Raw genomic sequence first — 25,808 nt, 5'->3', positions numbered from 1 at the left:
AGCCATCATTTTTATGGATGTGATATCAATGCCGGCAGTCACCATTCGAAACCTTTCTGATGAAACACATCGTGCCTTGCGGGTGCGAGCGGCTCATCACGGCCGGAGCACCGAGGCCGAGATTCGTGACATTATCGAAGCCGCTGTTCATCCTCCTGGCCGTGTTAAGCTCGGTTCCTTGCTGACGGCCATTGGTCGCGACGCCGAGCTTTCAGACAGCGACGTTGAAGCCCTGCAGAAAAGTCGCGACGAGACTCCTGCTGAACCGATGACCTTCGAATGATCTTGCTGGACACCAACCTTATATCCGAGCCTTGGAAACCGGTTCCTGATGAGGCAGTCATCGCCTGGTTGGACGCCCAAGCTATCGAAACGCTGTTCCTCTCCGCAATAACGATTGCTGAACTTCGCTTCGGGATCGCTGCTATGCCTTCAGGGAAACGGCAAACCATCCTTCGCGACCGCCTTGAGGGCGAAGTGCTGCCCCACTTTTCCGAGCGCATCTTGTCCTTCGATCTGGCGACTTCTCAGTTCTATTCCGAACTGATGGCACGCGCTCGAGGATCTGGGAAAGCGATCGGCACAGCTGATGGCTACATTGCAGCCACAGCGGCAGCGAACGGCCTCGCGGTCGCAACGCGCGACACAGGCCCGTTCGAGGCTGCTGGGTTGAAAGTAATCAATCCCTGGTCCCGATAACGACAGTGTGCATCTAGGTGTCGGGAGTTTGTATCCCTTCAAGGCGAGCTATACGTCTCTGACGGTTGTAGACTACCGCCGCGATGGGTTGTGGGCATACCTAAGCCTGCTCCGCATAGCGAGCGATGTTTTTATCGAGCAGTTCCAGCAACTGGTCCCGACCGGAATCGCGAACAGCTTTGGTCCAGGCGACAGCAAGCGGCAGTTTTTGCAATGGTGCATTTTCGGCGCTCGCCAGAGGAACGAAGGTCACCCCCGATACTGCGAGTTTGGCGGTCCAGCGGGGAACGATGGCAGACCCGATGCCTGCTGCAACGAGGTTTACGATCGTTTGCTTCTCGTCGGCAATCTGCGCAATGCGCGGGTGCAGCCCCGCGTCCTTAAAGAGTTTCATCGTCAGATCGTAGCTGTGCGGGCGAGAGCGACGCTCGGGCACGATGAGGGGCTCGTCTCCCAGTTCATCCACGGAGACACGGTCGCAGGCGGCCAGTGGATGCGTGACGGGCAGGGCAATCACGGGTGTTTCGTGGATCAGGATGCGAACAGCCAGATTGCGACTTAGTCCGTCGCGGGGCCGAATGAAGACGACATCCAGCCGCCCGGCAATCAATTTTGGAATGAGACGGATGGATTTGTCCTCGACCAGTTGAGTGACAATGCCTGGACATCGCTCACGGAAATCGTGCAGCAATGCCGGTATGAGACCGGCGGCAGCACTGTCGATCGCGCCGATGCGCAGCACGGTCGACTGCTGGGTTTTCCTGGATCGGAACTCCTCCGCGAGTGTCTGCAGGCGATGGAGAAGGGGTCTCACCTCCTCAAGCAGGGCAGCGCCGTCTTCCGTCAGAGAGACGCTGCGCGTCGTCCGAGACATAAGGCGAGTGCCCAACGATTCCTCGAGCAGTCTTACGTGCCGTCCCAGGGATGCCGGGAGCAGACCCATCTTCTGCGCCGCTCGGCCGAAATGCAGTTCTTCTGCAACAGCGACGAAGCATCTCAATTGTTCCAGTTCCATGGCGCCTCATTGTATCATTTAATTATATAATTAGAGCAGTATGGCCTGGAAGGAAAGGGCGAAATAGCTTCCTCCTGATGACGCAGGAGGTGCGTCGAACTGATCATCGGGAGGAGTTCGCTATGAACAGCGACCTAGAGACGCGCGTCCTGCGCAAAATTACTCTGCGCATCGTGCCATTCATCATGCTGCTCTATTTCATCGCGTTCCTTGATCGCGTGAACATCGGTTTTGCCGCATTGACCATGAACCAGGACCTCGGCTTCTCAGCGACCGTCTTCGGTATCGGTGCAGGCATCTTCTTCGTTGGCTACTTCCTGTTCGAAGTGCCGTCCAATCTCATTCTCAACAAGGTGGGTGCGCGCATCTGGATCGCCCGCGTCATGATCACCTGGGGGATCGTGTCCGGTCTCATGGCGTTCGTACAGGGAACGACCAGTTTCTATGCGTTGCGTTTCCTTCTCGGCGTCGCCGAGGCGGGCTTTTTTCCCGGCATTATTCTCTACCTCAGCTTCTGGTTTCCGGCGCGCAGGCGTGCTGCCGTGACTGCAATTTTCATGGCGGCGGCACCGCTCTCGACCGTCCTCGGTTCGCCGATCTCCGGAGCGCTCATGGAAATGCACGGTTTCCTCGGTCTTGCCGGCTGGCAGTGGATGTTCCTGATCGAAGCAACGCCTGCGGTCATCCTCGGCGTCGTCGTCCTCTTCTACCTGACCGACCGTCCGGAAAAGGCCAAGTGGCTCTCGGAAGATGAGCGCAACTGGCTTGTGAAGACGATGAACGCAGAGCAGGCCGCGAAGGGCAAGGCCAGCCACAGTATACTGGCAGGGCTTGCCGACATTCGTGTCATTGCGCTCGCACTTGTATACTTCGGCACATCCGCCGGCCTCTACACCCTCGGCATCTGGGCGCCGCAGATCATCAAGGAGTTCGGTCTGTCATCCCTGCAGGTTGGCTTCATCAACGCGGTACCGGGCATCTTCGCGGTCGTTGCAATGGTCCTCTGGGCACGTCATTCCGACAAGACCGGTGAACGGACCTGGCATGTCGTCGGCGCCTGTCTGCTTGCCGCCGCCGGGCTTGCATTTGCCACGGGTGCGACAAGTGTCCTCACTGTGCTTGTCGCGCTGACGCTGGTCAATATCGGCATCAGTTGCTCAAAGCCGCCGCTCTGGAGCATGCCAACCCTGTTCCTGTCCGGGCCCGCGGCCGCAGCCGGTATCGCCACCATCAATTCGATCGGCAACCTCGGTGGCTTCGTTGGCCCCTCGATGATCGGCTGGATCAAGGACGTCACCGGCAGCTTCGCGGGCGGCCTCTACTTCGTCGCCGCATTGCTGGTCGTATCCGCGATCGTGACGCTCGTGCTGTCGCGCACCGCGCCGGAAGACGGGGCCAAGGCTGCCCCGGTCCAAACTCGTTAATCTCAAAGTGGAGAAAAAACATGCGTGAATACAAGATTGCAGCGATCCCCGCGGATGGGATCGGCCCGGAAGTGATTGCCGCCGGACTTCAGGTTCTGGAGGCGCTGGAACAGCGCAGCGGCGACTTCAAAATCCACTCCGAGACCTTCGACTGGGGTTCGGACTATTATAAGAAGCATGGCGTGATGATGCCGGCCGATGGGCTGGAGAAGCTGAAGAAGTTCGACGCGATCTTTTTCGGTGCGGTCGGCGCTCCGGACGTTCCCGACCACATCACGCTGTGGGGCCTGCGCCTGCCGATCTGCCAGGGGTTCGACCAGTACGCCAATGTGCGCCCGACGAAGATCCTGCCCGGCATCACGCCGCCCTTGCGCAATTGCGGTCCGGGCGACCTCGACTGGGTGATCGTGCGGGAGAACTCCGAAGGCGAATATTCCGGCCATGGCGGCCGCGCCCATCGCGGCCTTCCGGAAGAGGTCGGCACGGAAGTGGCGATCTTCACCCGCGTCGGGGTCACCCGCATCATGCGCTATGCCTTCAAGCTGGCCCAGGCGCGTCCGCGCAAGCTGCTGACCGTCGTCACCAAGTCGAACGCCCAGCGTCATGGCATGGTCATGTGGGACGAGATCGCGGCCGAAGTGTCGAAGGAATTCCCGGACGTCACCTGGGACAAGATGCTGGTCGATGCGATGACGGTGCGCATGACGCTGAAGCCGGAGACGCTCGACACGATCGTGGCGACCAACCTGCATGCCGACATCCTGTCGGATCTGGCCGGTGCGCTTGCCGGCTCGCTCGGGGTCGCGCCGACCGCCAACATCGACCCGGAGCGCCGTTTCCCGTCGATGTTCGAGCCGATCCACGGGTCCGCCTTCGATATCACGGGCAAGGGCATTGCCAATCCGATCGCGACCTTCTGGACGGCCGCGCAGATGCTCGAGCATCTCGGTGAACGCGAGGCCGCTGCGCGGCTGATGAGCGCCGTCGAGCGTGTCACCGAAGCAGGCATCCTAACGCCGGACGTCGGCGGCACCGCCAACACGAAGCAGGTCACCGATGCCGTCTGCGACGCCATCACAGGGTCGAATATCCTGAAGATGGCTGCTGCCGAATGACCTGGAACGATGTGTCCGCTCGCCAGGTGCTGCGTGGAATCTTCGACGCAGCCGTTGCCAGCGCGGATCCGCAGACTGCGGTTATCAACAATCTCCCAGAACGCCCAAGAGGTCGCTGCGTCGTTGTGGGTGCGGGCAAGGCGTCGGCCGCGATGGCGGCCGCGATCGACGCCGCCTGGCATGATGTCGATCTCTCGGGCATCGTGGTGACTCGCTATGGCCACGCCGTTCCGGCCGGGCGCATCGAAATCCTCGAAGCCTCCCATCCCGTCCCGGATGAAATGAGCATCAAGGCTGCAGAGAAGATATTCGCTGCCGTCCAGGGCCTTGGCCCGGACGATCTCGTGGTGGCTCTCATCTCCGGCGGGGGATCGTCATTGCTCGTCTCGCCGGCCGGCAAGATGAATTTGGCCGACAAGAAGGCGGTCAACCAGGCGCTGCTCTCCAGCGGCGCCACGATTTCCGAGATGAACACCGTCCGCAAGCATCTTTCCGCCATCAAGGGTGGACACCTGGCGCGCGCTGTACGGCCGGCAAGACTGCTGACACTGGTCATCTCGGATGTCCCGGGCGATGATCCATCGGAGATCGCCTCCGGCCCAACGGTCGCGGATCCCACCACTTTGGCGGACGCCTGCGCGATCGTCGCCCGCTACGGCATTGATTTGCCCGAGTCTGCGCGTTCAGTGCTGACGCAAGGCAACGAGACGCCCAAGGCTGGGGAAGTTGACGGCGAAATTCGTCTGATTGCCGCCCCCTCGATAGCGCTCGACGCGGCGGCGTCCGCCGCGCGGAAGGCCGGACTGCGTCCACTGATCCTCGGCGACGCCCTGGAAGGCGAAGCGCGGGAAATGGGACGTGTCATGGCAGGCATTGCGCTGTCGGCTCGTGACAAGGGCCTGCCTGTAGCGGGACCTGCCGTTATCCTGTCCGGCGGTGAGGGCACCGTTTCGCTCGGCGCCACGACCGAAGGCCGTGGTGGGCGAAACACGGAATTCCTTCTCAGTCTTGCTGTCGCCCTCAGGGGCGCCGTGGGCATCTGGGCGATCGCCGGCGATACCGATGGCATCGACGGAGTAGAGGATGCAGCCGGGGCGCTGGTAGCGCCGGACAGCATCACTCGGATGCGCGACGCTGGCATCGATCCACGCGCGACCTTGGCCGCCCATGACAGCTACACGGCCTTCAAGGCCGTTGGCGACCTGGTGGTCACCGGCCCAACGCTCACGAATGTCAATGACATCCGCGCAATTCTCATAGGTTAGGTTTGCACATGTTCATCCGCAACAACCGGCGGTCGAAGATCGTCGCGACGGTAGGTCCGGCTTCAAATTCGCCCGACATGCTTCGGTCGCTATTTCTCGCCGGCGTCGACACGTTCCGCCTGAACTTCAGTCATGGCACCCGGGCCGATCACGCCGAGATTTACCGTAGTATCAGGGTTTTTGAGCAAGAACAGGATGCAGCCATTGCCGTCCTGCAGGATCTTCAGGGTCCAAAGATCAGAATCGGAGTGCTGGCGCATGGCAGGCTTGATCTGGCGCGCGGATCCACAATTGGATTTGTCTTCGGCCAGGAGGGTGGCGAAGGAATGAACGACATTCCGCTACCTCATCGGGAGATTTTCGAGGTGGCGGTGCCCGGGATGGACCTCCTGATCGATGACGGCAGAGTAAAGGTCCGAATCATGGAAGTGATGGACGGGCGGCTTGTTTGCGAGGTCCTCAATGGAGGAACCCTGTCTAACCGCAAGGGGGTCAACGTGCCCGGCGCGGTGCTCGACATCTCTCCGCTCACGGCGAAGGATCGTGAGGACCTGGAATTCGGCCTCGAGCTTGGCGTCGACTGGGTCGCACTCTCTTTCGTTCAGCGGGCACGCGACATGATCGAAGCCCGATCCCTCGTTGGGGACAGGGCTGGCCTTATTGCCAAGATCGAGAAGCCGTCTGCCCTTGATGACATCGAGGATATCGTCAGGCTTTCGGACGGCGTCATGGTTGCCAGAGGTGATCTCGGCGTCGAGATCCCGCCGGAGGACGTTCCGGGCAAGCAGAAGGAAATCATCCGTGCATGCCGGGTCGCTGCCAAGCCTGTGATCGTCGCCACACAGATGCTCGACTCCATGGTGAGTTCGCCAACGCCGACGCGTGCTGAGGCCTCGGACGTTGCCGGTGCCATCTATGATGGGGCAGATGCCGTCATGCTTTCCGCTGAGTCCGCAACAGGCGCCTATCCGGTGGAGGCGGTCGAAATGATGAACCGGATCATCGAGAAGACGGAGAAGCACAAGCACTACCGGCCAATCCTTGAGGCAACGGAGCCCGATGTCGCTCACTCACCGCCGCACGCGGTTGCCACCGCGGCCGCCAACGTTGCCGTGGCCCTGGGCTCGCCGGTTGTGGTTGCCTACACATCGAGCGGAACAACCGCGGCCAGGATTTCGCGTGCGAGGCCGGCCTTACCCATTCTTGCCCTCACTCCGTCCGAACAGGTTGCGCGCCGACTCAACCTGTACTGGGGCGTGGTCGGTGTGCGATCACACGATGTCCACACCTATGAAGCCTCATTGCTTCATGCGCAGCAGGCGGCATTGGCTACCAAGCTGGCATACCCGTCCGACCACATCGTCATCGTGGCTGGATTTCCGTTTGCGCAACGGGGCAGCACCAACAATCTCCGTGTTGTGCAGATTGCCGCAACCGAGAATCTAGAGATTGCGTAGATTGTATCGAGCGATAAGGGGGATCAGCGCATCATGGGCATGTTTGCGGTGCAGCCGTGCCGAGCGGCTTGCCGCATCGGCATCACCTCGCTCGATTGCATCTATGATTTCCGCATGCTCGCCGGCCGAGTGCAGCGGTAAGGGGCGTAGGTTGAGGGTGAACATGCGGGCGCGATGCAACTGATCGGCGACAGTGCCGGCCATCCGCATGAGGCGGCTGTTCCCGCTCTCCGTTACGAGGGTGTGATGAAAATCCTCGTCCGCGACGGCCCATCGTGGAAGGTCGTTGTCAGCCAGTGCATCCACCATCCCCGTGGTGGCGGCCTTCAGGAGTTGGATGACAGGCCCGCGCTCTTCCATCGGGAGCCGGGCAAGTCGTGCCGCCGCTGCCCCCTCCAGCGCGGTAATGACTTCGTAAATTTCCTCGATATCCGCGGGAGACAGGGCACAGATGATGATGCCCTTCTTGGGAAGAATCCGGACCAGCCCGTCTTCCTGCAGGCGGGCCATGGCTTCGTGCACCGGCGTCCGGCTCATGCCGAGCTGACGCGCAATTTCAATTTCCGCGGCCTGGTATCCGGGCGGAAATGCGTTGGAGCGTATCGCCTCCTTAATGGCGAGATAGGCGGCCGAAACCCGACCAGAACCGTTGCTGTCGGCGTTTGCTGAATTCTGTTCTGCGACCGGATCGCGCGGTGCGGCTCCGGGAATGTCGATCGTCTTGATCATGAACTGCCCGACGTTGTTTCCGTGCCGTTGTTATAGCGACTCTGAAGGCACTTGACAAACGGGCGTGCATCAATGAATGTAAGCTTGCATGCAAGATGGCATGGAAAAGGATGTGGAGGCATCCTTCGCGATCTCAGGGAGGAAAGCGCGATGAAAAAGGTACAGTTGTCCCTCACGGGTGTCCTGTTTGCCATGTCCAGCCATCTGGCGCTGGCGCAGGAGAACTATCCTGATCGGCCCATTACAATCGTGGTGCCCGCCGCAGCCGGTGGGCCGAGTGATACTGTGGCGCGCCTGGTGGCCCAGTCGATGTCCAAGACACTGGGTAAGCAGGTGCTGATCGAAAACATGGGCGGTGCGGGCGGCTCCCTTGGTGCCGCGACAGTGGCGCAGGCGGACCCCGATGGCTATCGGCTGCTGCTCTATCATATCGGCGTAGCAACCTTTGCCGCGCTCTACCCGAACCTGACCTACAAGCCGATCGAAGACTTCTCCAGCGTCGGGCTGATTACCGAAGTTCCGATGACGGTCGTCGGCAGGAAGGATTTCGAGCCGAAGACGTTCACCGATCTCGTTTCCCATGTGAAGGCGAACGGGCCTGCCGTCACCTTCGGTACCGCCGGCACGGGTGCTGTTTCCGATCTCTGCGGCAGGTTGTTGCAGGATGCCCTCGACACCAAGATCACGCTGGTGCCTTACAAGGGCATGGGCCCTGCGATGACCGATCTCATCGGCGGCCGCATCGATCTCGCCTGCGACCAGACGACCAATACCATGACCCAGATCAAGGCCGGCGAGGTTCATCCCTATGGCATCACGACGAAGGCGCGGATCGGCGTGCTGCCGGATCTTCCGACCGTCGCGGAGAGCGGCCTGCAAGGGTTCGAACTCAGCGCCTGGCATGCGCTGTGGGCGCCCAAGGAAACGCCTGAAGCCATCCGCAACAAGCTTGCAGAAGCGCTCCGCGCCGCACTCAAGGATCCGGTTGTGATCGAGCGTTTTGCAAGCCTCGGAACCGCGCCGGTTTCGGAAGATCTGGCGACACCGGCAGCACTTGACCAGAAGTTCGCGTCTGAAGTCGAGCGACTGACGAAGCTGATCAGCGAGAGCGGCAAGTAAGCTCAGTCGGGTCGGCGGCTGCGCCGCCGACCCGTCACTCGTCATGGCAACGAGCCATGAACCCGGCGCTTGATACGGAGCGCGATATCCTCGAATCGGAGCGAACTTCCCATGCGTGAATACAAGATTGCAGCGATCCCCGCGGATGGGATCGGCCCGGAAGTGATTGCCGCCGGACTTCAGGTTCTGGAGGCGCTGGAACAGCGCAGCGGCGACTTCAAAATCCACTCCGAGACCTTCGACTGGGGTTCGGACTATTATAAGAAGCATGGCGTGATGATGCCGGCCGATGGGCTGGAGAAGCTGAAGAAGTTCGACGCGATCTTTTTCGGTGCGGTCGGCGCTCCGGACGTTCCCGACCACATCACGCTGTGGGGCCTGCGCCTGCCGATCTGCCAGGGGTTCGACCAGTACGCCAATGTGCGCCCGACGAAGATCCTGCCCGGCATCACGCCGCCCTTGCGCAATTGCGGTCCGGGCGACCTCGACTGGGTGATCGTGCGGGAGAACTCCGAAGGCGAATATTCCGGCCATGGCGGCCGCGCCCATCGCGGCCTTCCGGAAGAGGTCGGCACGGAAGTGGCGATCTTCACCCGCGTCGGGGTCACCCGCATCATGCGCTATGCCTTCAAGCTGGCCCAGGCGCGTCCGCGCAAGCTGCTGACCGTCGTCACCAAGTCGAACGCCCAGCGTCATGGCATGGTCATGTGGGACGAGATCGCGGCCGAAGTGTCGAAGGAATTCCCGGACGTCACCTGGGACAAGATGCTGGTCGATGCGATGACGGTGCGCATGACGCTGAAGCCGGAGACGCTCGACACGATCGTGGCGACCAACCTGCATGCCGACATCCTGTCGGATCTGGCCGGTGCGCTTGCCGGCTCGCTCGGGGTCGCGCCGACCGCCAACATCGACCCGGAGCGCCGTTTCCCGTCGATGTTCGAGCCGATCCACGGGTCCGCCTTCGATATCACGGGCAAGGGCATTGCCAATCCGATCGCGACCTTCTGGACGGCCGCGCAGATGCTCGAGCATCTCGGTGAACGCGAGGCCGCTGCGCGGCTGATGAGCGCCGTCGAGCGTGTCACCGAAGCAGGCATCCTAACGCCGGACGTCGGCGGCACCGCCAACACGAAGCAGGTCACCGATGCCGTCTGCGACGCCATCACAGGGTCGAATATCATCTGAACGGGAACACCGTCAGAGGAGGCCAGAGGGGAGGAGACCATGGCTACACTCGAAAAGAACACCCGGAAAAACCTGATCGCCGGTGGCATATTCATCGCCATCGCGGCCTGTTTCGCTGTGCAGGGTCTACGGTACGAGTTCGGGACCGCGACACAGATGGGACCAGGCTTTTTACCGGTGGTTCTTGCTTTCGTACTGGGTGCACTGGGCGTCGTCATCGGCCTTGATGGTTTGCGCAGTGAGCCGGAGCCGACCGATGGTTCCGTCCCCTGGCGCGGACTCGTCCTCATCTGTCTCGCACTTGCCATCTTTGCAGCCGGAGCGCGCGATCTTGGGCTCGTACCCGTCGTCCTGTTTTGCACGTTCATGACGGCACTCGCGTCCCGCCGAAATTCGCTGGTATCGGCGGCTATGATGGCCGCCGTCATCGCCACTCTTTGCTATCTGGTCTTCAAGGTCGGGCTGGCAGTTGCCATTCCGACTTTCGGACCGGTTTTCGGACTATGAGGTGCTCGCCATGATGGATCTGATCTCGAATCTTGCCCTTGGCTTCGAAACGGCTCTCACGCCGATAAACATCGTCTGGTGTTTCGTTGGCGTGCTGCTGGGCACGCTCGTTGGCGTGTTGCCCGGCATCGGGCCGACGGCGACGATCGCGATGCTTCTGCCGATCACTTTTACATTCTCCCCAGTAACCTCGCTCATCATGCTGTCGGGCATCTACTACGGCGCCCAATACGGCGGGTCCACAACAGCCATCCTCATTAATCTGCCGGGGGAGAGTTCGTCTGCCGTGACCGCGATTGATGGCTATCAGATGGCCCGGAAGGGGCGTGCCGGCCAGGCATTGGCAACCGCGGCGCTCGGATCATTCTTCGCAGGCTGCGTCGCAACCCTTTTGCTGGCGATAGCCGCTCCGCCGCTAGCCTCCATCGCGCTTGAATTCGGTGCCCCGGAATATTTTGCCCTGATCGTTCTCGGGCTGCTCGTTTCGATCTCGCTTGCCCACGGCTCCGTTCTCAAGGCGCTGGGCATGATCGTTATCGGCTTGCTGCTGGGGACGGTGGGACAGGACATCTATACTGGCGAGGAGCGCTTCACGTTCGGCCGCCTGGAGTTGTCGCAAGGGATCAACTTCGTCTCGATTGCCGTTGGTATCTTCGGGGTCTCCGAGATCTTCCGCAATCTTCAGAACGAGCACACGCGCGAAGTCGGCGTGAAGCACGTCACGCACCTTTGGCTGACGAGGGAGGATTTCCGGCGGGTTATCGGCCCTGTCCTGCGGGGAACGGCGCTTGGCTCGCTTCTTGGCGTATTGCCCGGCGGCGGCCACGTACTGGCATCCTTTGCCAGCTATTCGGTCGAGAAGAACCTGTCGAAAAATCCGTCAGAGTTTGGCCATGGCGCGATCGAGGGCGTGGCAGGACCCGAGAGCGCCAACAACGCCGCGGCCCAGACATCCTTCATTCCGTTGCTTACCCTCGGGATCCCGGCGCATCCGGTCATGGCCCTCATCGTCGGCGCCTTCATCCTACAGGGGATCACGCCGGGGCCGGACGTCATTACCAGCCAGCCGGCGCTGTTCTGGGGCATCATCGCATCGATGTGGATCGGCAACCTGTTGCTGGTGATCCTCAACCTGCCGCTGATCGGCCTTTGGGTGAAGATGCTGAGCATACCCTACCGAATGCTGTTTCCAGCCATCGTCATTTTTGCCTCCATCGGGTGTTATTCCATCAACAACAACCCCTTTGACGTCTATGCGATCATCGTCTCGGGCATACTCGGCTATGTCCTGATCCGGGTGGGCTGCGAACCAGCCCCCCTTCTGCTGGGCTTCGTTCTGGGGCCCCTGCTTGAGGAACATCTCCGGCGGGCGATGATCATCTCTCGTGGTGACGCGACGGTATTCGTCACAAACCCGATTGCCGCCTCACTGCTTTGTGTGGGTCTGCTCTGTGTCGTCCTCGCCCTTTTGCCCTCGATACGTTCAAAGCGCGACCAAGTATTTGTGGAGGATGACTGAAAGCAACAAGGCTAGGGAAGCCTGACTATAGGCGTCACGACACGAAAGTGGCGAATCTGTCCGACTTTTAAGAACGTATCCGGAACTCAAGTTGGTTTACCCGTGGATGTCGTTGCTTTTTCGGCCCTGAGAGCTTCGTAGAGGGCGGTTTTCCCGATTTTCACGCGGGCGGCGGCTTCCCGGACGTTCAAACCGGCCGCCAGATGCTGGCGGGCTTTGGCAAGTTTCTCCGGGGTTACGACGACTTGTCGGCCACCGCGTCGGCCGCGTTCCTCTGCGGCTTGCAGACCGGCACGTGTTCGTTCCCGGATCAGATCGCGCTCGAACTGTGCCAGCGCGCCGAACAGGTGGAATACCAGGTGACCGCCGGATGTCGTGGTGTCGATGTTTTCGGTGATGGATCGGAAGCCGACGCCTTTGGCCTCCAGTTCGGTGATGATCTCGATGAGGTGCTTCATCGACCGGCCGAGGCGGTCGAGCTTCCAGAGTGTGAGCGTATCGCCGTCGCGAACGTAGCGGATCGCCTCGGCCAATCCGGGCCGGTCAGTCTTCACGCCAGATGCCTTATCCTCGAACATGCTGAGCGCCGACGCCTTTCAGATCTTCTTGGCGTTTCGCGGGTCACGGTCAATCCAAAGCGTCAAAACGGCCAGGTGCTCGGCCTGGATGGCGCCAAGCGAGGGTTCCGTTTTCCGGCCTGGCAGCTCGATCAGGACGGTCGGCCCTATACGGCGCTTCCAAAATTGCACGAGATCCTGGCGGGTGCCTGGGCCGTTTACCGCTTTCTTGTTTTGCCCCACGGCGCTCTTGAAGGTCGTACCAGGCTCGACGCCCTGAAGCGGCGCCAGGATACCGACGTGATTGCCGCAGCTGAGGGCATTGCCCACGGTGACTTCCGCTAGATGGCGGGTATCAAACCGCCTGCCGGTTTCGAGCGTCAGCCGCTCGATATCGAAACGATTCCTTCAGGCGTCGCTTTGGCCGGATCTACGCAAGCGCCTTTCCGGATCCGTTGGGATTTGGAAAGACTGCGAGCCGTTTCAGCGACCCGCGCCGACATGATGCAACGAAGCGTTTCGGCGTTCTTTATCTGGGTGAAACACTCAAGGTCTGCTTCCTTGAGGCGGTTCTGCGTGATCGCCGCGACGGTCTTATCGGCGATCTTCCGATTGAGGAAAGAGAGATCTATGCGCGGCGCTATGCTGAGGTCGAGACGGTCGCAGAGCTCCGCCTTGTTGACCTGCGCGACGATCACGCCATCAGGATGGGGGTTCCAACTGACGTAGCGAAATCATCGCGTCAGGGCCCGGCGCGTTCCTGGGCGCTGGCATTCCGCGAGCATCAGTCGCTTCCCGACGGCAACATCTATCCATCTCGCCTGAACGGCCACACGAATGTCGCTGTCTTTGGGCGTGCCGTCCCCAAGCTGGCGCCGGTCCGGGTCGTGCTGCTGATAGGCGCACCAGGGCTCGCCACGGTCATCAATGACCTACGGGTGGGTCTGGTCGATTTCCCTTGAACATCGCCGGTTTGAGTGCTGCTCGTCATCCCGGCCCGGTTGATGAGTCTATGCTCGTCAGGCACCGAAGGCCTCATTTTTGAGCGTGTCTTTGTCGGTAAAAGACAAATTGGGGGCAGAACAAGATTAGTGCGAAATCGTACGTTTAGCCGAATCCGTCAGTCTTATTCGTAGTTTGCCGCCGGCGCTGAATATGAAGTTTTAGGGCGAAATGCAATTTAACGTCCAGTGTAGGACTGAATATCGATCCTGCGGTTCACATCTTCAGCTGAATGTAGGATTCCTACTAATCTTGTTATGACCCCTAAATGACGCAGCACGCTGCTTCAAGGGGACGGCCGTTTCGCGTCGATCCTTGGGCTCCCGGGGCAGCGGGGCCGCCAAGCCCTCGCTTCAGCTCTTGTGATGCCCAGATCATCTCGTCTCGAAACTCGGCCGTCGACCATCCGTCCGCGCGAGCCAATAATAGGATCATCGGGTCAGAGAGAATTTCGTTGAGCGTCAGATCGTCATGCCGTGCCATTTCCAATCCTCTCATGATCCTTGACCGAGCGACTGAGGGGTGTTACCGGTAAGTAACAGATGAACGTTACCGACCGGTCACACCCATGTCAAGTTCGGAATTTCCAGATAAAGCCGCCGATCTTTCTTCACCGGCGGCCATTCCTCCCCGTGAGCGCATCGTGTCTTCAGCGGCGGACCTTTTTCGGAAACACGGAATTCGAGGGATCGGCGTCGAAGCCATTGCGGAGGCGGCGCAGACGAACAAGATGACGCTCTACCGAAAATTCGGTTCAAAGGACGAGCTTCTTTGTGCGACTCTGCGCCAGGTGACGCAACGGGCGGGGGCCCTCTGGGACGAGCTGGAGAGAGATTTCTCAGAAGACGCTGCCGCGCAATTGAAGCGATGGGTCGAATTCCAGGTGGAGCGTCTGGAGCAGGAACCCGGCGGTTGTGATCTGGCGAACGCTGCGGTCGAGCTGCGTGACAGCGATCATCCAGCCCACGCAGTTGTTCAGGAATTCAAGAACGCCCAGCGCGACCGACTCGCGGCGGTGTGCGAGGCAGCAGGTTCGTCGGACCCACAGCTGCTGGCGGACACGTTATCCCTTCTGCTTGAAGGCGCTCGCGTCAGCGTCCAGACAAGTGGGCCTGAAGGATCGAGCCGACGGTTCAGGGAGTCGTGCGAGGCGACAATCGCGGCTTTCTCATCGAAGTAGCGCTTTGTCGTTCCGGCAGCGATCAAGTATTTTGACGAGCCCCTAAAGGTAAGTTGGCTATGCCCGCTACTTGATACCCCTCTACACCACCACGGCGAAGATATGTTCCCCATCCGACGCCGAGACGAGTGACGGAGGAAATTATTATTATATTCTTAGGCGGTTGGGCCCGCAAAATAGCGGGTCGACAGTTCGTCTCCTCTCAAGACCATTGCACCGCCCCGTACAGATTAATAAGTGCTCAATTCGATTTCTTAAGAAATTCGATCACCGCGGCATTGAAGGCATCAGGCTGTTCCCAGAAAGCCGCGTGGCCGGCTCCGTCGACGATCGTTGCTGACACATTCTTGATCTTGTCGGCCATCTTCTTCAGCATTGGCGGCGGCGTGTAAAGATCTGCGGTGCCCGTCAGCATCAGGGTCGGTACGGATATCGTTGCAAGATTGTCCAACGTCATCTTCGACTGAGGATCCTGGCGGAAGCGGGTGTGGACAGCATTCCTGTTGATCTCAAGCCATCGAGCCGTACCCTCCGGATTGCCGGATCTATAGGTCGGTCCGAGCTCCTTGAAATCGGCCGGCATCTCCTCGAATCCCTTGGGCCGGAGAGCAGCGCTTGCCGCCATGTAGGCCGCGTCGCCGATAGTCACCAGGCTGTTGGCGATGACGAGGCTCGCAACTGCGTCCGGATAAGTGATGGCATAATCGGCCGCATAGATTCCGCCAGCCGCAACTCCAATGAGATGTACCTTACCCAGATTGAGAGCCTGGACGAGAGTGCGAAGGTCTCCAGAGGCAGAGCCATGATCCTCTGGCCCGGCATCCGACCCTTTATATCCGCGACGGGCGAAAGCAATAACGCGGAAGCCGGCTTTCGATAACGCAGGCTGCTGATATACCCATGCGTCATGCCCCACCGACGCCGGATGCAGAAGCACGACGGGTCTACCTTCACCCCCCGTATCCCAATAGGCGAGCTTGAATCCATCCATATCGATCGTGCCTGATTTGGCCGGAACCTGTTCAGGCACTCTGACCACGGCGAAATCCAGTTGGCCCGCACGTATGGGAGATGGGGTTAAAAGCAAAGATGTCATTGCGGCAACCGTGGCAACTAAGGCGAAACGTCTCGATATCAAAGTCAGCATTTTCGAATCTCCTAGTTCGATCACACCGATCTTAGGCTGGCTAGCGAATATCTTCTGCGCTGAGAAACTGTTATCTTTGGACTGCGGGTCTCGTGCTCAGGGAAAAGCCTGATCCGGGACGCCAGCCTATTCGAAAAGCTCCAGTCCAATCCTTTCCCATTCCGGTAGACTGTGGGCGACCACATGCGGCGAAAGGAAATAGCCACGGACTTTGGTCAGATCGGGGTCGAGTGGAATAACATCCGTCCGAGATGGCAGGTGACGCCCTTGCCGAATGACTTCCTGCCCTTCGGCGGACAGCACGAAGTTCACGAAGAGCCGCGCCGCGGCCGAGTGGGGAGCCGTCCGGCACACGCTGATCGGGTTCGGAAATGTCAGAACCGGGCTTTCAACCGCCCATCCTATATTGCCGCCGGCCTCGCGCTCGATCATCGCGTGATGTGCGAAGATCTGCAGTGCCACTGCATATTCGCTTCGGCCCAGGGTTTGCATGGTATCCCGGCCGAGGCCCTCCAGCGGCGCGACCTCTTGCGCCGCGAGGTGGCGGAGGTAGGCCATTCCATCCGGTTCACCGAAATGCAGGAGTGCCAACGCAACGAAACCCGGCCGACCGGACAGGGTTCTACGGGACCAGCACATTTGACCTTTCCACCGCGGGTCCAACAAGGCCTCAAGTGTTCTCGGCGCGTCTTCGGGAGGTATGATATCCGCATTCCAGGCATGGGTGGCATGATACAGGATCTGCGCCGCCCAGCGGCCGGACGAGTCGAGACGCTCTGAGGCTATCGCTGCGAATTCGGGGAGGTTGCATGCTTGGTCAAGTCCTTCGGCATCCGCCAAGGTTGGTGAGCCCACGCCATCGAATACGTCACAACGGGCCTCTCCCCGCGCGCGTTCAGCGATCACCTTGCCAACGGCATCGATCGGCCAGCTTCGGTCGCAGATCGCATGAATGCCTGGATATCGCCGCTCGAACGCTCGGCACATCGGTTGAGCGACCTCCTCATAAAGCAATCCTGTGTACCAGACGACCTGGCCCTCGATTCGCGCAGCCTCCAAGAGGTCATCGTATTCGGTCACGAAAGCAACTCAGAGAAGGGAGCGGCCAGAGGCAGCAACGTGTCGCTCTCACCTTCGGGAAGATCAACGTCTCCGGTTTTCAGGAGATAGGCCACTGTCGTGTAGGTGCCGCACAGGGCCACCAGCTCAACGAGTTGCACTTCGCCCAATTGGCGCAGCGCATCGGAGGTCGCGGCATCGGATGGCCCGCCCGTCATGAGCGAGAGCACGAAATCGAAGGTGGCCTTCAGCTTGGGATCGAGACCCCCGGGACGCGCTCCTTGATTCAGGGAATCGATCTGAGCAGCTGTAAACTGTCTCGCCGACAGTGCGCGCCGACGATGGGTCCACCAAGCATAACGGACGGAAGAACGGCGAGCGAGCATGAGGACCGCCAGGCGCCTTACCTGCGGATCTAGGATTTGCGTCTCGTCGTTGAAATAGGACAGCAGCGCCATCAGCCGGCGCCCCATTTCGGGCGACCGAAGCATCAGATTGAATGGACCCCCAACACCGTCGGCGGAAACCTTGAGGACCTGCGCCACAAGATCCTGCACCTCAGGAGGAAATTCGTCTGGTTCGAGACGGCGCAAACTTGGCATGGTTTCTCCCGCGAAGTTCGGGATGGCGCATCTGCACCATCCCGTGAGGCAAGCCGTTAGCGGCCCGCCTTCTTGGCTTCCGCCGCATATTCGGCTTTGAACAATTCAATGGTCTTGGCGCCGTCCGGAACGCTTTCCGCCCAGGATTTGGCGACCCCATCGAAGGCCGGTTGCCACGCCTTGAGCTGCTCTTGAGTCAGGATGACTTGTTTGTTCTCAGGCTTCGACAGCATGTTCGTCTTCAGATAATTGTCTTCCCAGTCGCGCAAAAAAGCTGCTGACCAGCGGGACATGGCGTAGCCCGAGTTGTCATCGATGATCTTCTTCAGGTCGGCAGAAAGCGCGTCATATTTTGCCTGGTTCATGACCATGATGGTAAAACCGCCGCCGAACGGGCCGTATACGTAATGATGAAGCAGCTCTTCGAGCTTGTAGGATCCGATCGCACCTGTCGTGGACTGGACACCATCAGCAGCGCCTTTCTGGATCGCCTGATAGTATTCCGGCGGCGCAAGCTGAATAGGCGTTCCGCCCATCGCGCTGATAGTCATTGCGCGCTGCTTCGATCCCATCGCTATCTTGTGGCCGGCCAGAGACGTAAGCGATGATGGTGCCTTCACGAAATAAAAGGCGGTATTTGGCACGCCCTGCACCCAGAGGAGCTTGATGCCACTGCCCACATCTAGGCGTATCTTGCCGTTAGCGTAGAGATTCCACAGCGCACCCGCTGCGATCTCGGGATCATCATAAAGCCCCGGCACTCCGACCACACCCAGAGGAGCAAAACGGGCGCCATAGGCGAGTGGCAGGTCCCAGGCGATGTCCGCAACGCCTGCGGCAACGCGATCAATGCTATTTCCAACTTTGCCCAGAAGCCCATCGCAGACCAACTCGGTCTTAATACGGCCCTGCGACTCAGCCTCGATCTTTTTGGCCCAGACGTCCATATAGCCGACGCACACATTCCCTCTACTAGGGCTGTCCACGGCAATCCGTAAATGAATAGGCTCATCGGCCACGGCGGCGGTGCAGAGGCCCATCGCAAGCACGCCTGTAGCTAACAGTTTGAGATATTTCATTGGTCGTCCTCCTTTGACCGAAGCTCCCCGTGCCGCGTGGCTCCTTCCACGCGACCGTAGTCCGTCCGACAGTTTATGCAAAGGATCGGAAAAGTCTTGCACCTGAGTGCAATGAGAATGGGCTCGTTCACCCTAACGTTCAGATCAACAAGAATTGGTGCACCCTTAGGCAAAGGCACCCTGGTCAAAATGTTAGGTTGGTGGTGACACCAAAAGGAGGAGCATGATGCCAGAGAAAAGTAGTTCCCATGCCGGCGAACTGATAGATGCGTTGGAACGTGTCTACGGCCAGCCTCACGCGTCGTTTGCCGCGATTGCCGAGCTGGATCCTGCAATTGCCGATGGCATTGTCGAGATATCTAAGGCCATTGATACACGGGGTGCACTGTCGCTAAAAGATCGCGCGCTTATTCAGATTGCCCTGACCGCTTCGCCAACACATCTCAAGGCGGGACTAACACGGCTTCACATCGCGGACGCACTGGATCGGGGCGCTTCAAAGGAAGAGATCTGCGAAGTTCTGGAACTGGCCTCAGTGTTGGGTATCCATGGATTCATCCCGGGTGTGCAACTTGTGCTCAAGAAGTTGGGCGGCCTGGAAAATGCCAAGACCCATCTTCGCGACGGTGCTGAGGAAAGGATGGAAAAGGCGAAGGCGGCATTTCTCGCAAAAAGAGGTTACATGGGCGACATATGGGAGGCCAATTGCTGGCTTGGCCCGGATTTCGTGACGGCTTATGCCAGCTACTCGGGCGTACCTTGGCAGACGAAGGCATTATCCCCAAAGATGAAGGAATTCATCTACGTCACCATTGATTTGTCTCCGACCCATGGCGATGCCGGTGGTGCGTATTTTCATCTTGAGCAGGCGATGGACCGCTATGGCGCGACCCTTGATGAGATAATGGAAGTCCTTGAGATCATAGGTATGTTCGGTTTCCAGACCCATATGATGGCCTTGCCGATCTTGAAAGAAGAATTGGCCAAGCGAGCCTGAATAGACGTTGCAAGAATCAAAAAGGCGTCGCGATTGGCCGCGACGCCTTTTCCATTTTACACCAATGCTACATCGTGGACGGCAACCACGTCGCCAGACCCGGCACGAGCAACAATAGTATGATCTTGGCTATAGTTGACGCGAAGAACGGCCAGCATCCCTTAAATACCTTGGTGATCGGGATGTCGGGAGCGAGCGAAGATATAACGAACATATTGAGCCCGAAGGGCGGAGATATCTGTCCAGCCTCCATGCAGATCACCGTCATGATCGCCCACCAGATTGGATCGTAGCCCAGATGTTCGACCATCGGCACGAAGATCGGAATGGTGATGACCATCATCGCGAACGAATCCATCGCGGTGCCGAGTACCAGATAGCAGGCAATCAGGCAGAGAATAACCTGCATCGGTGTGAGGTCGAAGCTGCCCATAAAGCTCACAAAGGACTGCGGAAGTCCCGCTACTCCAAAGAAGAATGAAAGCATGATGGTACCGAACATCAGCAGATACATCATGGCCAGCGAAGAGGTTGTCTCTCCCATTGTGCACCAGAATGTTGCCCGATTAATCTTGCCGCGTGCGGCCGCAATCAAGAATGCGCCGATGGCTCCCACCGAGCCGCCCTCCAGCTCAGTAAAGAAACCGAAGTAGATGCCGCTCAGAATGAGCCCCAAGAGCAGAAGCACGGACCAGGCCCCCTTCGAGGCATCAACCACCTCGCGCAGTTTCGGCTTGTCGCCCTTGACGGCGTGACGGGGCCAGATCAGCAGCCAGATTGCCACAGTTGCCATGTAGAGCAGGGTCGCTGCAATCCCCGGCAGAAGTGCACCGATAAATAGCCGGCCGATCGATTGCTCGGTCAGCACGCCATAAAGAATCAAGGCGGAAGAGGGTGGAAGCAACTGGCCAAGCGTGCCGCCTGCCGCAATCGCACCGCTCGCCAATTCGATGGAATAGCCGCGCTGGCGCATCTCAGCCAAGCCGATCCGGCCAATGGCCATCTGGGTTGCGACCGAGGAACCCGTCAGTGTACCGAAACCCGCGCAAGCCAGAATCGAGGCATGCGCCAGACCGCCCCGGATATGACCAATCAACGCATTGCAGAGCCGGTATAGGTCAGCCCCTATCCCAGCAACATTGGCGAAAGCCCCCATCAGCAAGAACAGCGGTAAAACCGACAGCGCGTCCTGGGTCACAAAGCTTGTCGTCTCGGATCCCAGCACGCTCATCGTGGAGCCGAGACCCATCAGTCCCACTGCGCCCGCAAGACCGGTCATCCCCATCGCGACGCCAAGTGGTACGCCGACAAGAATCGCAACCCACATCAGCGCGAAGGCCACCGCCGAAAAAATGATCCTGTTACTGGAAACCAGCACCATGAAGATCTTCCCTGGCACCAAGCCCACGAAAGCCAGGCCGATGTAGAAAATGGCCGCCAGCAACAGCGATGTAACGAGACCCGAAACCAGGGTCCACTTGGAGCGGCTGCGGGCAAGCGACTCGAGCGCGATCAGGAATTGGATAGCCGCCGCGATGATGATGGCTGCACCTACGATGTAGAAGAAAGGCGCCTTAGGCCACTCGGTCATCACCGTGGTTTGGTGGTTGATCGCCATCGTATGGGCGACTGCGACAATCCGATACCCGAGAAGGGCAAAGAACATGGTAACCACCAAGCCCACGAGGCCCGCGGCTTGATGGCGCGCCGTGGGGCTCAGCACTCGAGATAAAATGTCGATCGAAAGTACTGCGCCCTTGGCAAGGCCGATGGGCAGGCAGGTCGAAACAGCCACTGCGACGAGAAGTGCGTTGATTTCATTCCGACCATAGAAGGTGAAGCCCACGGTATTACGCAGGATGATATCACCGATGTTGAAAGTACCGATCAACAGGACGGAGGCGACTGCGAGAAGTGCAACTCGCTCGGCGATAGCGGCTAGAATCGCATTCAGCCGTTCCAGCCCTTTGATCAAAGCATCATCAGTCGCCTCCGCGGGGGGCGATGATTGTGCCGCCGCCATATTTCCGACTTCCATAATTCGGGTCCTCCTGTTTTCCGCACTCCCCCACCGTGATCGAACAACGGTGCCCGGCGGCGCATGCAATCTAGAATACTCCATTGTAGCGCCGTCGGCGGATCGGTCTTGACCGCCAGTAAACCGTCACTTGTCGTAATGGGACAAAAGTCTGCTGGCGGTACAGAATTCTTCCTTCCTCCGACAAGCTCAAAAAACACCTTCATGTAGCGTGACTGGGATGGAAAAGGGAGTAAACATGCGCGTAGCAGTAATCGGTGGAACCGGAAACGTTGGTTCACAAGTGGTGACGGAGCTCTTGAAGCGGGGGCATGACGTGACCGCATTGTCTCGAAACCCGGAGCATCTCGCGGCGCGACCGCGACTTCGGCAGGCCAAAGGAGACGTGGGCGATCCTGCCACCCTGGCAAAGGAGCTGGTGGGACACGATGTCGTCGTAAGTTCAGTTCGATTTGTGGACTTCGCACCGGATGACATGCTTGCCGCACTTCGGACAGCCAAGGTCCGGAGGTATGTATCCGTCGGTGGGGCAGGGTCACTTCGTCACCCCGAGGGAGGTCTGGTCTACGAACGACGCAATATGCCCGAGCCCGTGCACATCAATTCGCGAATGGGAGGCGTTTGGCTGGAAAGGCTGCGGGAGAGCGAGCTCGACTGGACCATGCTTTGTCCCGGTATCCGCTTTTTCGAAGGGGAGAAGACCGGAAAATTCCGTCTCGGCGGTGACGAGGCAATTTTTGCTGAGGATGGCACCAGTAGCATTTCATATCAGGATTTTGCCGTTGCACTGGTCGATGAATTGGAACAACCTCGCCATCGCTTCACCCGTTTTACCGTCGCTTACTGAAACGTCCATAGCGGGTGGATGACCGGTCGTAGGTGGCCGTCTCATACGCTAAGGCAGATGTATTTCAGCTCGGTGAATTCCTCGATCCCGTGGCGGCTGCCTTCGCGTCCGAGACCCGATTGCTTGACGCCCCCGAAAGGCGCGACCTCGGTCGAGATCAATCCGGTGTTTATGCCAACCATGCCGTATTCCAGCGCCTCGACTACGCGCCAGACCCGGCTTAAATCCCGGGCATAGAAATAGGAGGCAAGCCCGAAGATCGTCTCGTTCGCCAGTTCGATTACCTCGTCCACCGTGTCAAATCGAAACAGCGGGGCAAGGGGCCCGAAGGTCTCCTCCTGCGCAAACGTCATGTCACGTGTCGCGCCGGTGATGACAGTCGGCTCGAAGAAAGTCCCTCCCAAGTCGCTCCTGCGCCCACCGATCAGAACCTGACCGCCTTTGGCGACAGCATCGGCAATATGCTCCTCGACCTTTGCGACTGCTTCGGGGGTGATCAGAGGGCCAAGCATCACGCCGACATGCAAACCATCGCCAATGGTGTGACGCGCCAATGCCGCTGTCAGCTTGCTGGCGAATGCGTCATAGACCCCCGCCTGTACATAAATGCGGTTGGCGCAGACACATGTCTGGCCGTTATTGCGGAACTTCGAGATGAGAGCTCCTTCGACCGCAGCATCGAGATCTGCATCGTCAAAGACGATAAAAGGAGCGTTACCACCAAGCTCCATTGATACCTTCAGCACCTGATCGGCAGCCTGTCGGAGCAGGATACGCCCCACTTCCGTCGAGCCCGTAAAGGTCAACTTTCGAACCTTGGGGTTTTCGCAGAATTCCTTGCCTACCTCTGATGCCTTCCGAGACGGCAGGATCGACAGGATGCCTTTAGGAATGCCCGCCCTGTCGGCCAGTACGCCGAGCGCGAGCGCCGAGAGAGGGGTCTCTGTCGCGGGACGTGCAACAAAGGCGCAACCCGCAGCGAGCGCCGGGGCGGCCTTGCGGGTAATCATAGCGTTTGGGAAATTCCACGGCGTGATTGATGCCACAACGCCCACCGGTTGCCTGATCACCATCAACCGCTTGTCGCGCTGATGACCTGGAATGATCTCGCCGTAAAGACGCTTGGCTTCCTCGGCGAACCATTCAACATACGAGGCACCGTAGAGGACTTCACCCTTCGCCTCGACCAGCGGCTTGCCCTGTTCGGCCGTCAGGATCGTGGCCAGGTCATCGGCATGTTCCACCATAAGGTCAAACCAGATCCGAAGGACCGCTGCCCTTTCCTTGCCGGTACGGGTAGCCCATTCCTTTTGCGCAGCGTGGGCCAACTCGATCGCCTCTGTCACCTCGAGCCGGGACAGGTCGGCTACCTCTGCGATAATGTCACCGCGGGCTGGATTGCTCACGCTGAAGCAGGCGCCATCTGCCGCCCAACGCCACATGCCGCCAACATAGGCGCGCATTTCCAGCAGCGCGGGATCGCGTAAGCGTAACGACAGATCGGTCGGGTCTTCGGCCATCTCTGCCTCCGTTCAGCGATCAAGAGTGCCGGCAAACAGCGATAGCGCCGGATGAGCGTCGGGCGAGGTGATCACTTCAATTAGCCAGGGGCGGCCTGACGCCAGAGCTTTCCGCAACGCAGGGGCTATATCGCCTGCCTGATCGACACGGACTGCGTCCATCCCGACCGATCTTGCGACCGAGGAATGGTCCACGTCCGCGAAATGGCAAGCGGTGGTATATTTGCCGAACTTGACAGTTTCCGCATCTTTTTGAAAACCGAGGACACCGTTGTTCAGCACGACCGTCACCAGCGGGACGTCGCAGCGAACCGCCGTTTCCAGCTCTGCCCAGTTATGGGCAAAGCCGCCGTCTCCTACAAACGCCACCACCGGAGCGCCGGGGCGTGCAATGGCGGCACCAAGTCCCATGGGCATTCCCCAGCCGAGGCCCGCCAGCCCTCGCGGCGTCAGAAAGCGAGCACCGGCCGTCGCATTGCGCAACTGTCCGACCACCCACATTGACGAATAGGATGCATCCGCGACAACGATGGTGTCAGGCGTCAGCAATCTCTGCAGCTCGGCCATCACCCGCTCGGGACGCAAGGGGCTTTCGTTTGAGGCGTAATATTGTGTACGGGCGGTTTCGAACTCGCCCCAAGCTTCGACAAGACGCCGTTCCAATACGGGACGAGCAGCTCGGCGTAGCGATAGATCATGCCCTATCAGTGCGGCGACTAGCGACGTTACCGTCTCGCGGGCATCTCCCTGGAGACGAAGCGCCTCGTAGTTCCGGCCGATTTCCATCGGGTCGATATCGATGTGAATGAATCTGGCGCCTGCGGGATAAAGCTTCCAATTATCGGTACCGTTCTGATTGGTGCGGGTGCCAATCAGCAACACGACATCGGCCTCGTCGAGAATCGAGCGCGTCGCACGAGCAATAGACGCCGGACCGTTCAACGCGGTCTGGACACCCCCGGCCAGTGGGTGACGTTCATTGATGGAGCCCTTTCCCATGTTGGTGGTGAAGGCTGGAATATGAGCCGTTTCAATCAGCTCCATCAGCACGTCGGATGCCCCCGAGGCGAGTACGCCGCCGCCGGCAATCACCACCGGTGCCCGCGCCCCGGCAATCAGCGAAGCAGCCTCAGCAACGGCGGCGGCTGAAGCGGCGGGCCGATCGAGCGGCCAATGGCCGAGGCGCGCGGCGCGCCGATAGGGCTGGGGCCGATCCGGTCCACGCAGCACGTCTGCAGGCAAGAGCAACGCCACCGGACCCGGCTTGCCGGTCGTGGCTGCGGTGATCGCCCGGTCGATATAGTCATCCACGCGGGCGGGATCATCGATGCGGCGGACGAATTTGGTGACGCCATGAAAGAGCGCGAAATGATCGAGTTCTTGGAACGCGTTGCGGTCGACGGTGGAAGTTTCGACCTCCTGAACGAAGGCGATCATTGGAATGCCGGCCGTCATGGCTTCGGCGAAGGGAGGTACAAGCAGCGTCGCTGCCGGGCCGTTCTGGGCAACCACCATTCCGATCCTGCCGGAAACACGGGCAAATGCATCGGCCATCGCGCCGCCGGAATTTTCCTGGCGATACGCAATCTGCCTGATACCGGCTGCTTCGCAGGCCAAGACCAGTGCCGATGGCAAGCTCTGACCAAAGAAACAGGTGATCTCGTGGCGCTTCAGCGCGGCGACGATACGATCGGCGACTGTGGCGTATGATGAGGACATGCGACTCTCTCGTGCGGTTCGTGC

At 59.5% G+C, this 25,808-nt stretch carries 23 protein-coding genes and 2 pseudogenes; 15 read left to right on the top strand and 10 right to left on the bottom strand.

The genetic code is table 11. The features are described 5' to 3' along the window. Positions 1-28: 28 nt before the first annotated feature. Together PMI07_RS16440 and PMI07_RS16435 are read left to right on the top strand one after the other, a co-directional pair. Positions 29-283, top strand: a complete 255-nt coding sequence (locus PMI07_RS16440; RefSeq protein ID WP_037087321.1) for a plasmid stabilization protein — start codon at positions 29-31, stop codon at positions 281-283. Then, a complete protein-coding gene (locus PMI07_RS16435; protein WP_037087198.1) occupies positions 280-699 on the top strand; it encodes a type II toxin-antitoxin system VapC family toxin in 420 nt (139 codons plus the stop codon). The genes PMI07_RS16440 and PMI07_RS16435 overlap by 4 nt, the downstream gene beginning before the upstream one ends. A 100-nt stretch (positions 700-799) precedes the next feature. Here PMI07_RS16435 and PMI07_RS16430 read toward each other — a convergent pair whose 3' ends face one another. After that, positions 800-1,714, bottom strand: coding sequence for a LysR family transcriptional regulator (locus tag PMI07_RS16430; RefSeq protein ID WP_007756668.1), 915 nt, complete (start codon positions 1,712-1,714; stop codon positions 800-802). Positions 1,715-1,836: 122 nt separating this feature from the next. On the opposite strand from PMI07_RS16430, the gene PMI07_RS16425 reads away from it, so the two are divergent. From PMI07_RS16425 to pyk, 4 genes are read left to right on the top strand one after another with little or no spacing between them, the layout of a single operon-like run. Next, positions 1,837-3,138: an MFS transporter gene (locus PMI07_RS16425; protein ID WP_007756667.1), complete on the top strand. Its 1,302-nt coding sequence runs from the start codon at positions 1,837-1,839 to the stop codon at positions 3,136-3,138. A 20-nt stretch (positions 3,139-3,158) separates the two neighbouring features. Further along, entirely contained in the window at positions 3,159-4,253 is a 1,095-nt protein-coding gene (locus tag PMI07_RS16420) for a tartrate dehydrogenase (RefSeq protein ID WP_007772323.1), read from the top strand. Next, complete coding sequence (locus tag PMI07_RS16415) at positions 4,250-5,518, top strand: glycerate kinase (RefSeq protein WP_007772326.1); 1,269 nt, start codon at positions 4,250-4,252, stop codon at positions 5,516-5,518. Before PMI07_RS16420 ends, PMI07_RS16415 begins: the two co-directional genes overlap by 4 nt. 8 nt (positions 5,519-5,526) lie before the next feature. Next, positions 5,527-6,975, top strand: coding sequence for a pyruvate kinase (gene pyk / locus PMI07_RS16410; protein ID WP_007772327.1), 1,449 nt, complete (start codon positions 5,527-5,529; stop codon positions 6,973-6,975). Here the strand turns inward: pyk and PMI07_RS16405 are convergent. After that, the gene (locus tag PMI07_RS16405) at positions 6,961-7,704 is read right to left on the bottom strand and encodes a GntR family transcriptional regulator (RefSeq protein ID WP_007772329.1); all 744 of its coding nucleotides are present in this window, start codon (positions 7,702-7,704) and stop codon (positions 6,961-6,963) included. The genes pyk and PMI07_RS16405 overlap by 15 nt on opposite strands. A 150-nt stretch (positions 7,705-7,854) precedes the next feature. Here PMI07_RS16405 and PMI07_RS16400 point away from each other — a divergent pair, with 150 nt between their 5' ends. The 4 genes from PMI07_RS16400 (at position 7,855) to PMI07_RS16385 (ending at position 12,037) form a co-directional block, all read left to right on the top strand. Further along, positions 7,855-8,823 carry a tripartite tricarboxylate transporter substrate-binding protein gene (locus tag PMI07_RS16400; protein ID WP_007772331.1) on the top strand — a complete coding sequence of 323 codons (969 nt, stop codon included), beginning with the start codon at positions 7,855-7,857 and terminating at the stop codon, positions 8,821-8,823. Between the two features lie 111 nt (positions 8,824-8,934). Further along, positions 8,935-10,011 (top strand): tartrate dehydrogenase, encoded by a 1,077-nt coding sequence (locus tag PMI07_RS16395; protein ID WP_007756661.1) that lies wholly within the window; start codon positions 8,935-8,937, stop codon positions 10,009-10,011. Positions 10,012-10,050: 39 nt separating this feature from the next. Then, positions 10,051-10,518, top strand: a complete 468-nt coding sequence (locus PMI07_RS16390) for a tripartite tricarboxylate transporter TctB family protein (RefSeq protein ID WP_024163862.1) — start codon at positions 10,051-10,053, stop codon at positions 10,516-10,518. Between the two features lie 13 nt (positions 10,519-10,531). Then, positions 10,532-12,037: a tripartite tricarboxylate transporter permease gene (locus PMI07_RS16385; RefSeq protein WP_037087320.1), complete on the top strand. Its 1,506-nt coding sequence runs from the start codon at positions 10,532-10,534 to the stop codon at positions 12,035-12,037. Between the two features lie 86 nt (positions 12,038-12,123). Here the strand turns inward: PMI07_RS16385 and PMI07_RS16380 are convergent. Continuing rightward, positions 12,124-12,615, bottom strand: a pseudogene (locus PMI07_RS16380) (recombinase family protein); the annotation flags it as partial. A gap of 18 nt (positions 12,616-12,633) precedes the next feature. Here PMI07_RS16380 and PMI07_RS35695 point away from each other — a divergent pair. The 3 genes and pseudogenes from PMI07_RS35695 to PMI07_RS16360 all read left to right on the top strand — a co-directional run. After that, positions 12,634-12,939: pseudogene (locus PMI07_RS35695) on the top strand (XRE family transcriptional regulator); the annotation flags it as partial. Positions 12,940-13,049: 110 nt separating this feature from the next. Then, entirely contained in the window at positions 13,050-13,556 is a 507-nt protein-coding gene (locus PMI07_RS16370; RefSeq protein WP_007771317.1) for an RES family NAD+ phosphorylase, read from the top strand. 608 nt (positions 13,557-14,164) lie between these two features. Continuing rightward, complete coding sequence (locus PMI07_RS16360; RefSeq protein WP_007771314.1) at positions 14,165-14,776, top strand: TetR/AcrR family transcriptional regulator; 612 nt, start codon at positions 14,165-14,167, stop codon at positions 14,774-14,776. Positions 14,777-15,017: 241 nt separating this feature from the next. Here PMI07_RS16360 and PMI07_RS16355 read toward each other — a convergent pair whose 3' ends face one another. From PMI07_RS16355 to dctP, 4 genes are all read right to left on the bottom strand, one after another. After that, positions 15,018-15,923 (bottom strand): alpha/beta hydrolase, encoded by a 906-nt coding sequence (locus PMI07_RS16355; protein ID WP_007771312.1) that lies wholly within the window; start codon positions 15,921-15,923, stop codon positions 15,018-15,020. A gap of 126 nt (positions 15,924-16,049) precedes the next feature. Further along, on the bottom strand, positions 16,050-17,003 hold the full coding sequence (locus PMI07_RS16350) for an ABC transporter substrate-binding protein (RefSeq protein WP_007771310.1): 954 nt from the start codon (positions 17,001-17,003) through the stop codon (positions 16,050-16,052). Continuing rightward, positions 17,000-17,584, bottom strand: coding sequence for a hypothetical protein (locus tag PMI07_RS16345; RefSeq protein ID WP_007771308.1), 585 nt, complete (start codon positions 17,582-17,584; stop codon positions 17,000-17,002). The genes PMI07_RS16350 and PMI07_RS16345 overlap by 4 nt, the downstream gene beginning before the upstream one ends. A gap of 56 nt (positions 17,585-17,640) precedes the next feature. Continuing rightward, on the bottom strand, positions 17,641-18,663 hold the full coding sequence (dctP, locus tag PMI07_RS16340; RefSeq protein WP_007762939.1) for a TRAP transporter substrate-binding protein DctP: 1,023 nt from the start codon (positions 18,661-18,663) through the stop codon (positions 17,641-17,643). Between the two features lie 226 nt (positions 18,664-18,889). Here dctP and PMI07_RS16335 point away from each other — a divergent pair, with 226 nt between their 5' ends. Further along, a complete protein-coding gene (locus tag PMI07_RS16335; RefSeq protein ID WP_007762947.1) occupies positions 18,890-19,660 on the top strand; it encodes a carboxymuconolactone decarboxylase family protein in 771 nt (256 codons plus the stop codon). A gap of 67 nt (positions 19,661-19,727) precedes the next feature. Here the strand turns inward: PMI07_RS16335 and PMI07_RS16330 are convergent, their stop codons facing one another. Continuing rightward, a complete protein-coding gene (locus tag PMI07_RS16330) occupies positions 19,728-21,698 on the bottom strand; it encodes a TRAP transporter large permease subunit (RefSeq protein WP_007762952.1) in 1,971 nt (656 codons plus the stop codon). Between the two features lie 238 nt (positions 21,699-21,936). Between PMI07_RS16330 and PMI07_RS16325 the strand changes: the two genes are divergently transcribed. Beyond that, positions 21,937-22,545 (top strand): NAD(P)H-binding protein, encoded by a 609-nt coding sequence (locus PMI07_RS16325; RefSeq protein WP_007762954.1) that lies wholly within the window; start codon positions 21,937-21,939, stop codon positions 22,543-22,545. 41 nt (positions 22,546-22,586) lie between these two features. Here the strand turns inward: PMI07_RS16325 and PMI07_RS16320 are convergent, their stop codons facing one another. Together PMI07_RS16320 and PMI07_RS16315 are read right to left on the bottom strand one after the other, a co-directional pair. Beyond that, entirely contained in the window at positions 22,587-24,065 is a 1,479-nt protein-coding gene (locus PMI07_RS16320) for an NAD-dependent succinate-semialdehyde dehydrogenase (protein ID WP_007762957.1), read from the bottom strand. A 12-nt stretch (positions 24,066-24,077) separates the two neighbouring features. Further along, a complete protein-coding gene (locus tag PMI07_RS16315) occupies positions 24,078-25,784 on the bottom strand; it encodes an acetolactate synthase catalytic subunit (protein ID WP_007762959.1) in 1,707 nt (568 codons plus the stop codon). Positions 25,785-25,808: the final 24 nt, after the last annotated feature.

This window comes from Rhizobium sp. CF080 (assembly GCF_000282095.2).
Classification (GTDB): Bacteria; Pseudomonadota; Alphaproteobacteria; order Rhizobiales; family Rhizobiaceae; genus Neorhizobium.
The sequence above is the reverse complement of the archived record's forward strand: the minus strand, read 5'-3'. Positions and strand labels throughout refer to the sequence as shown.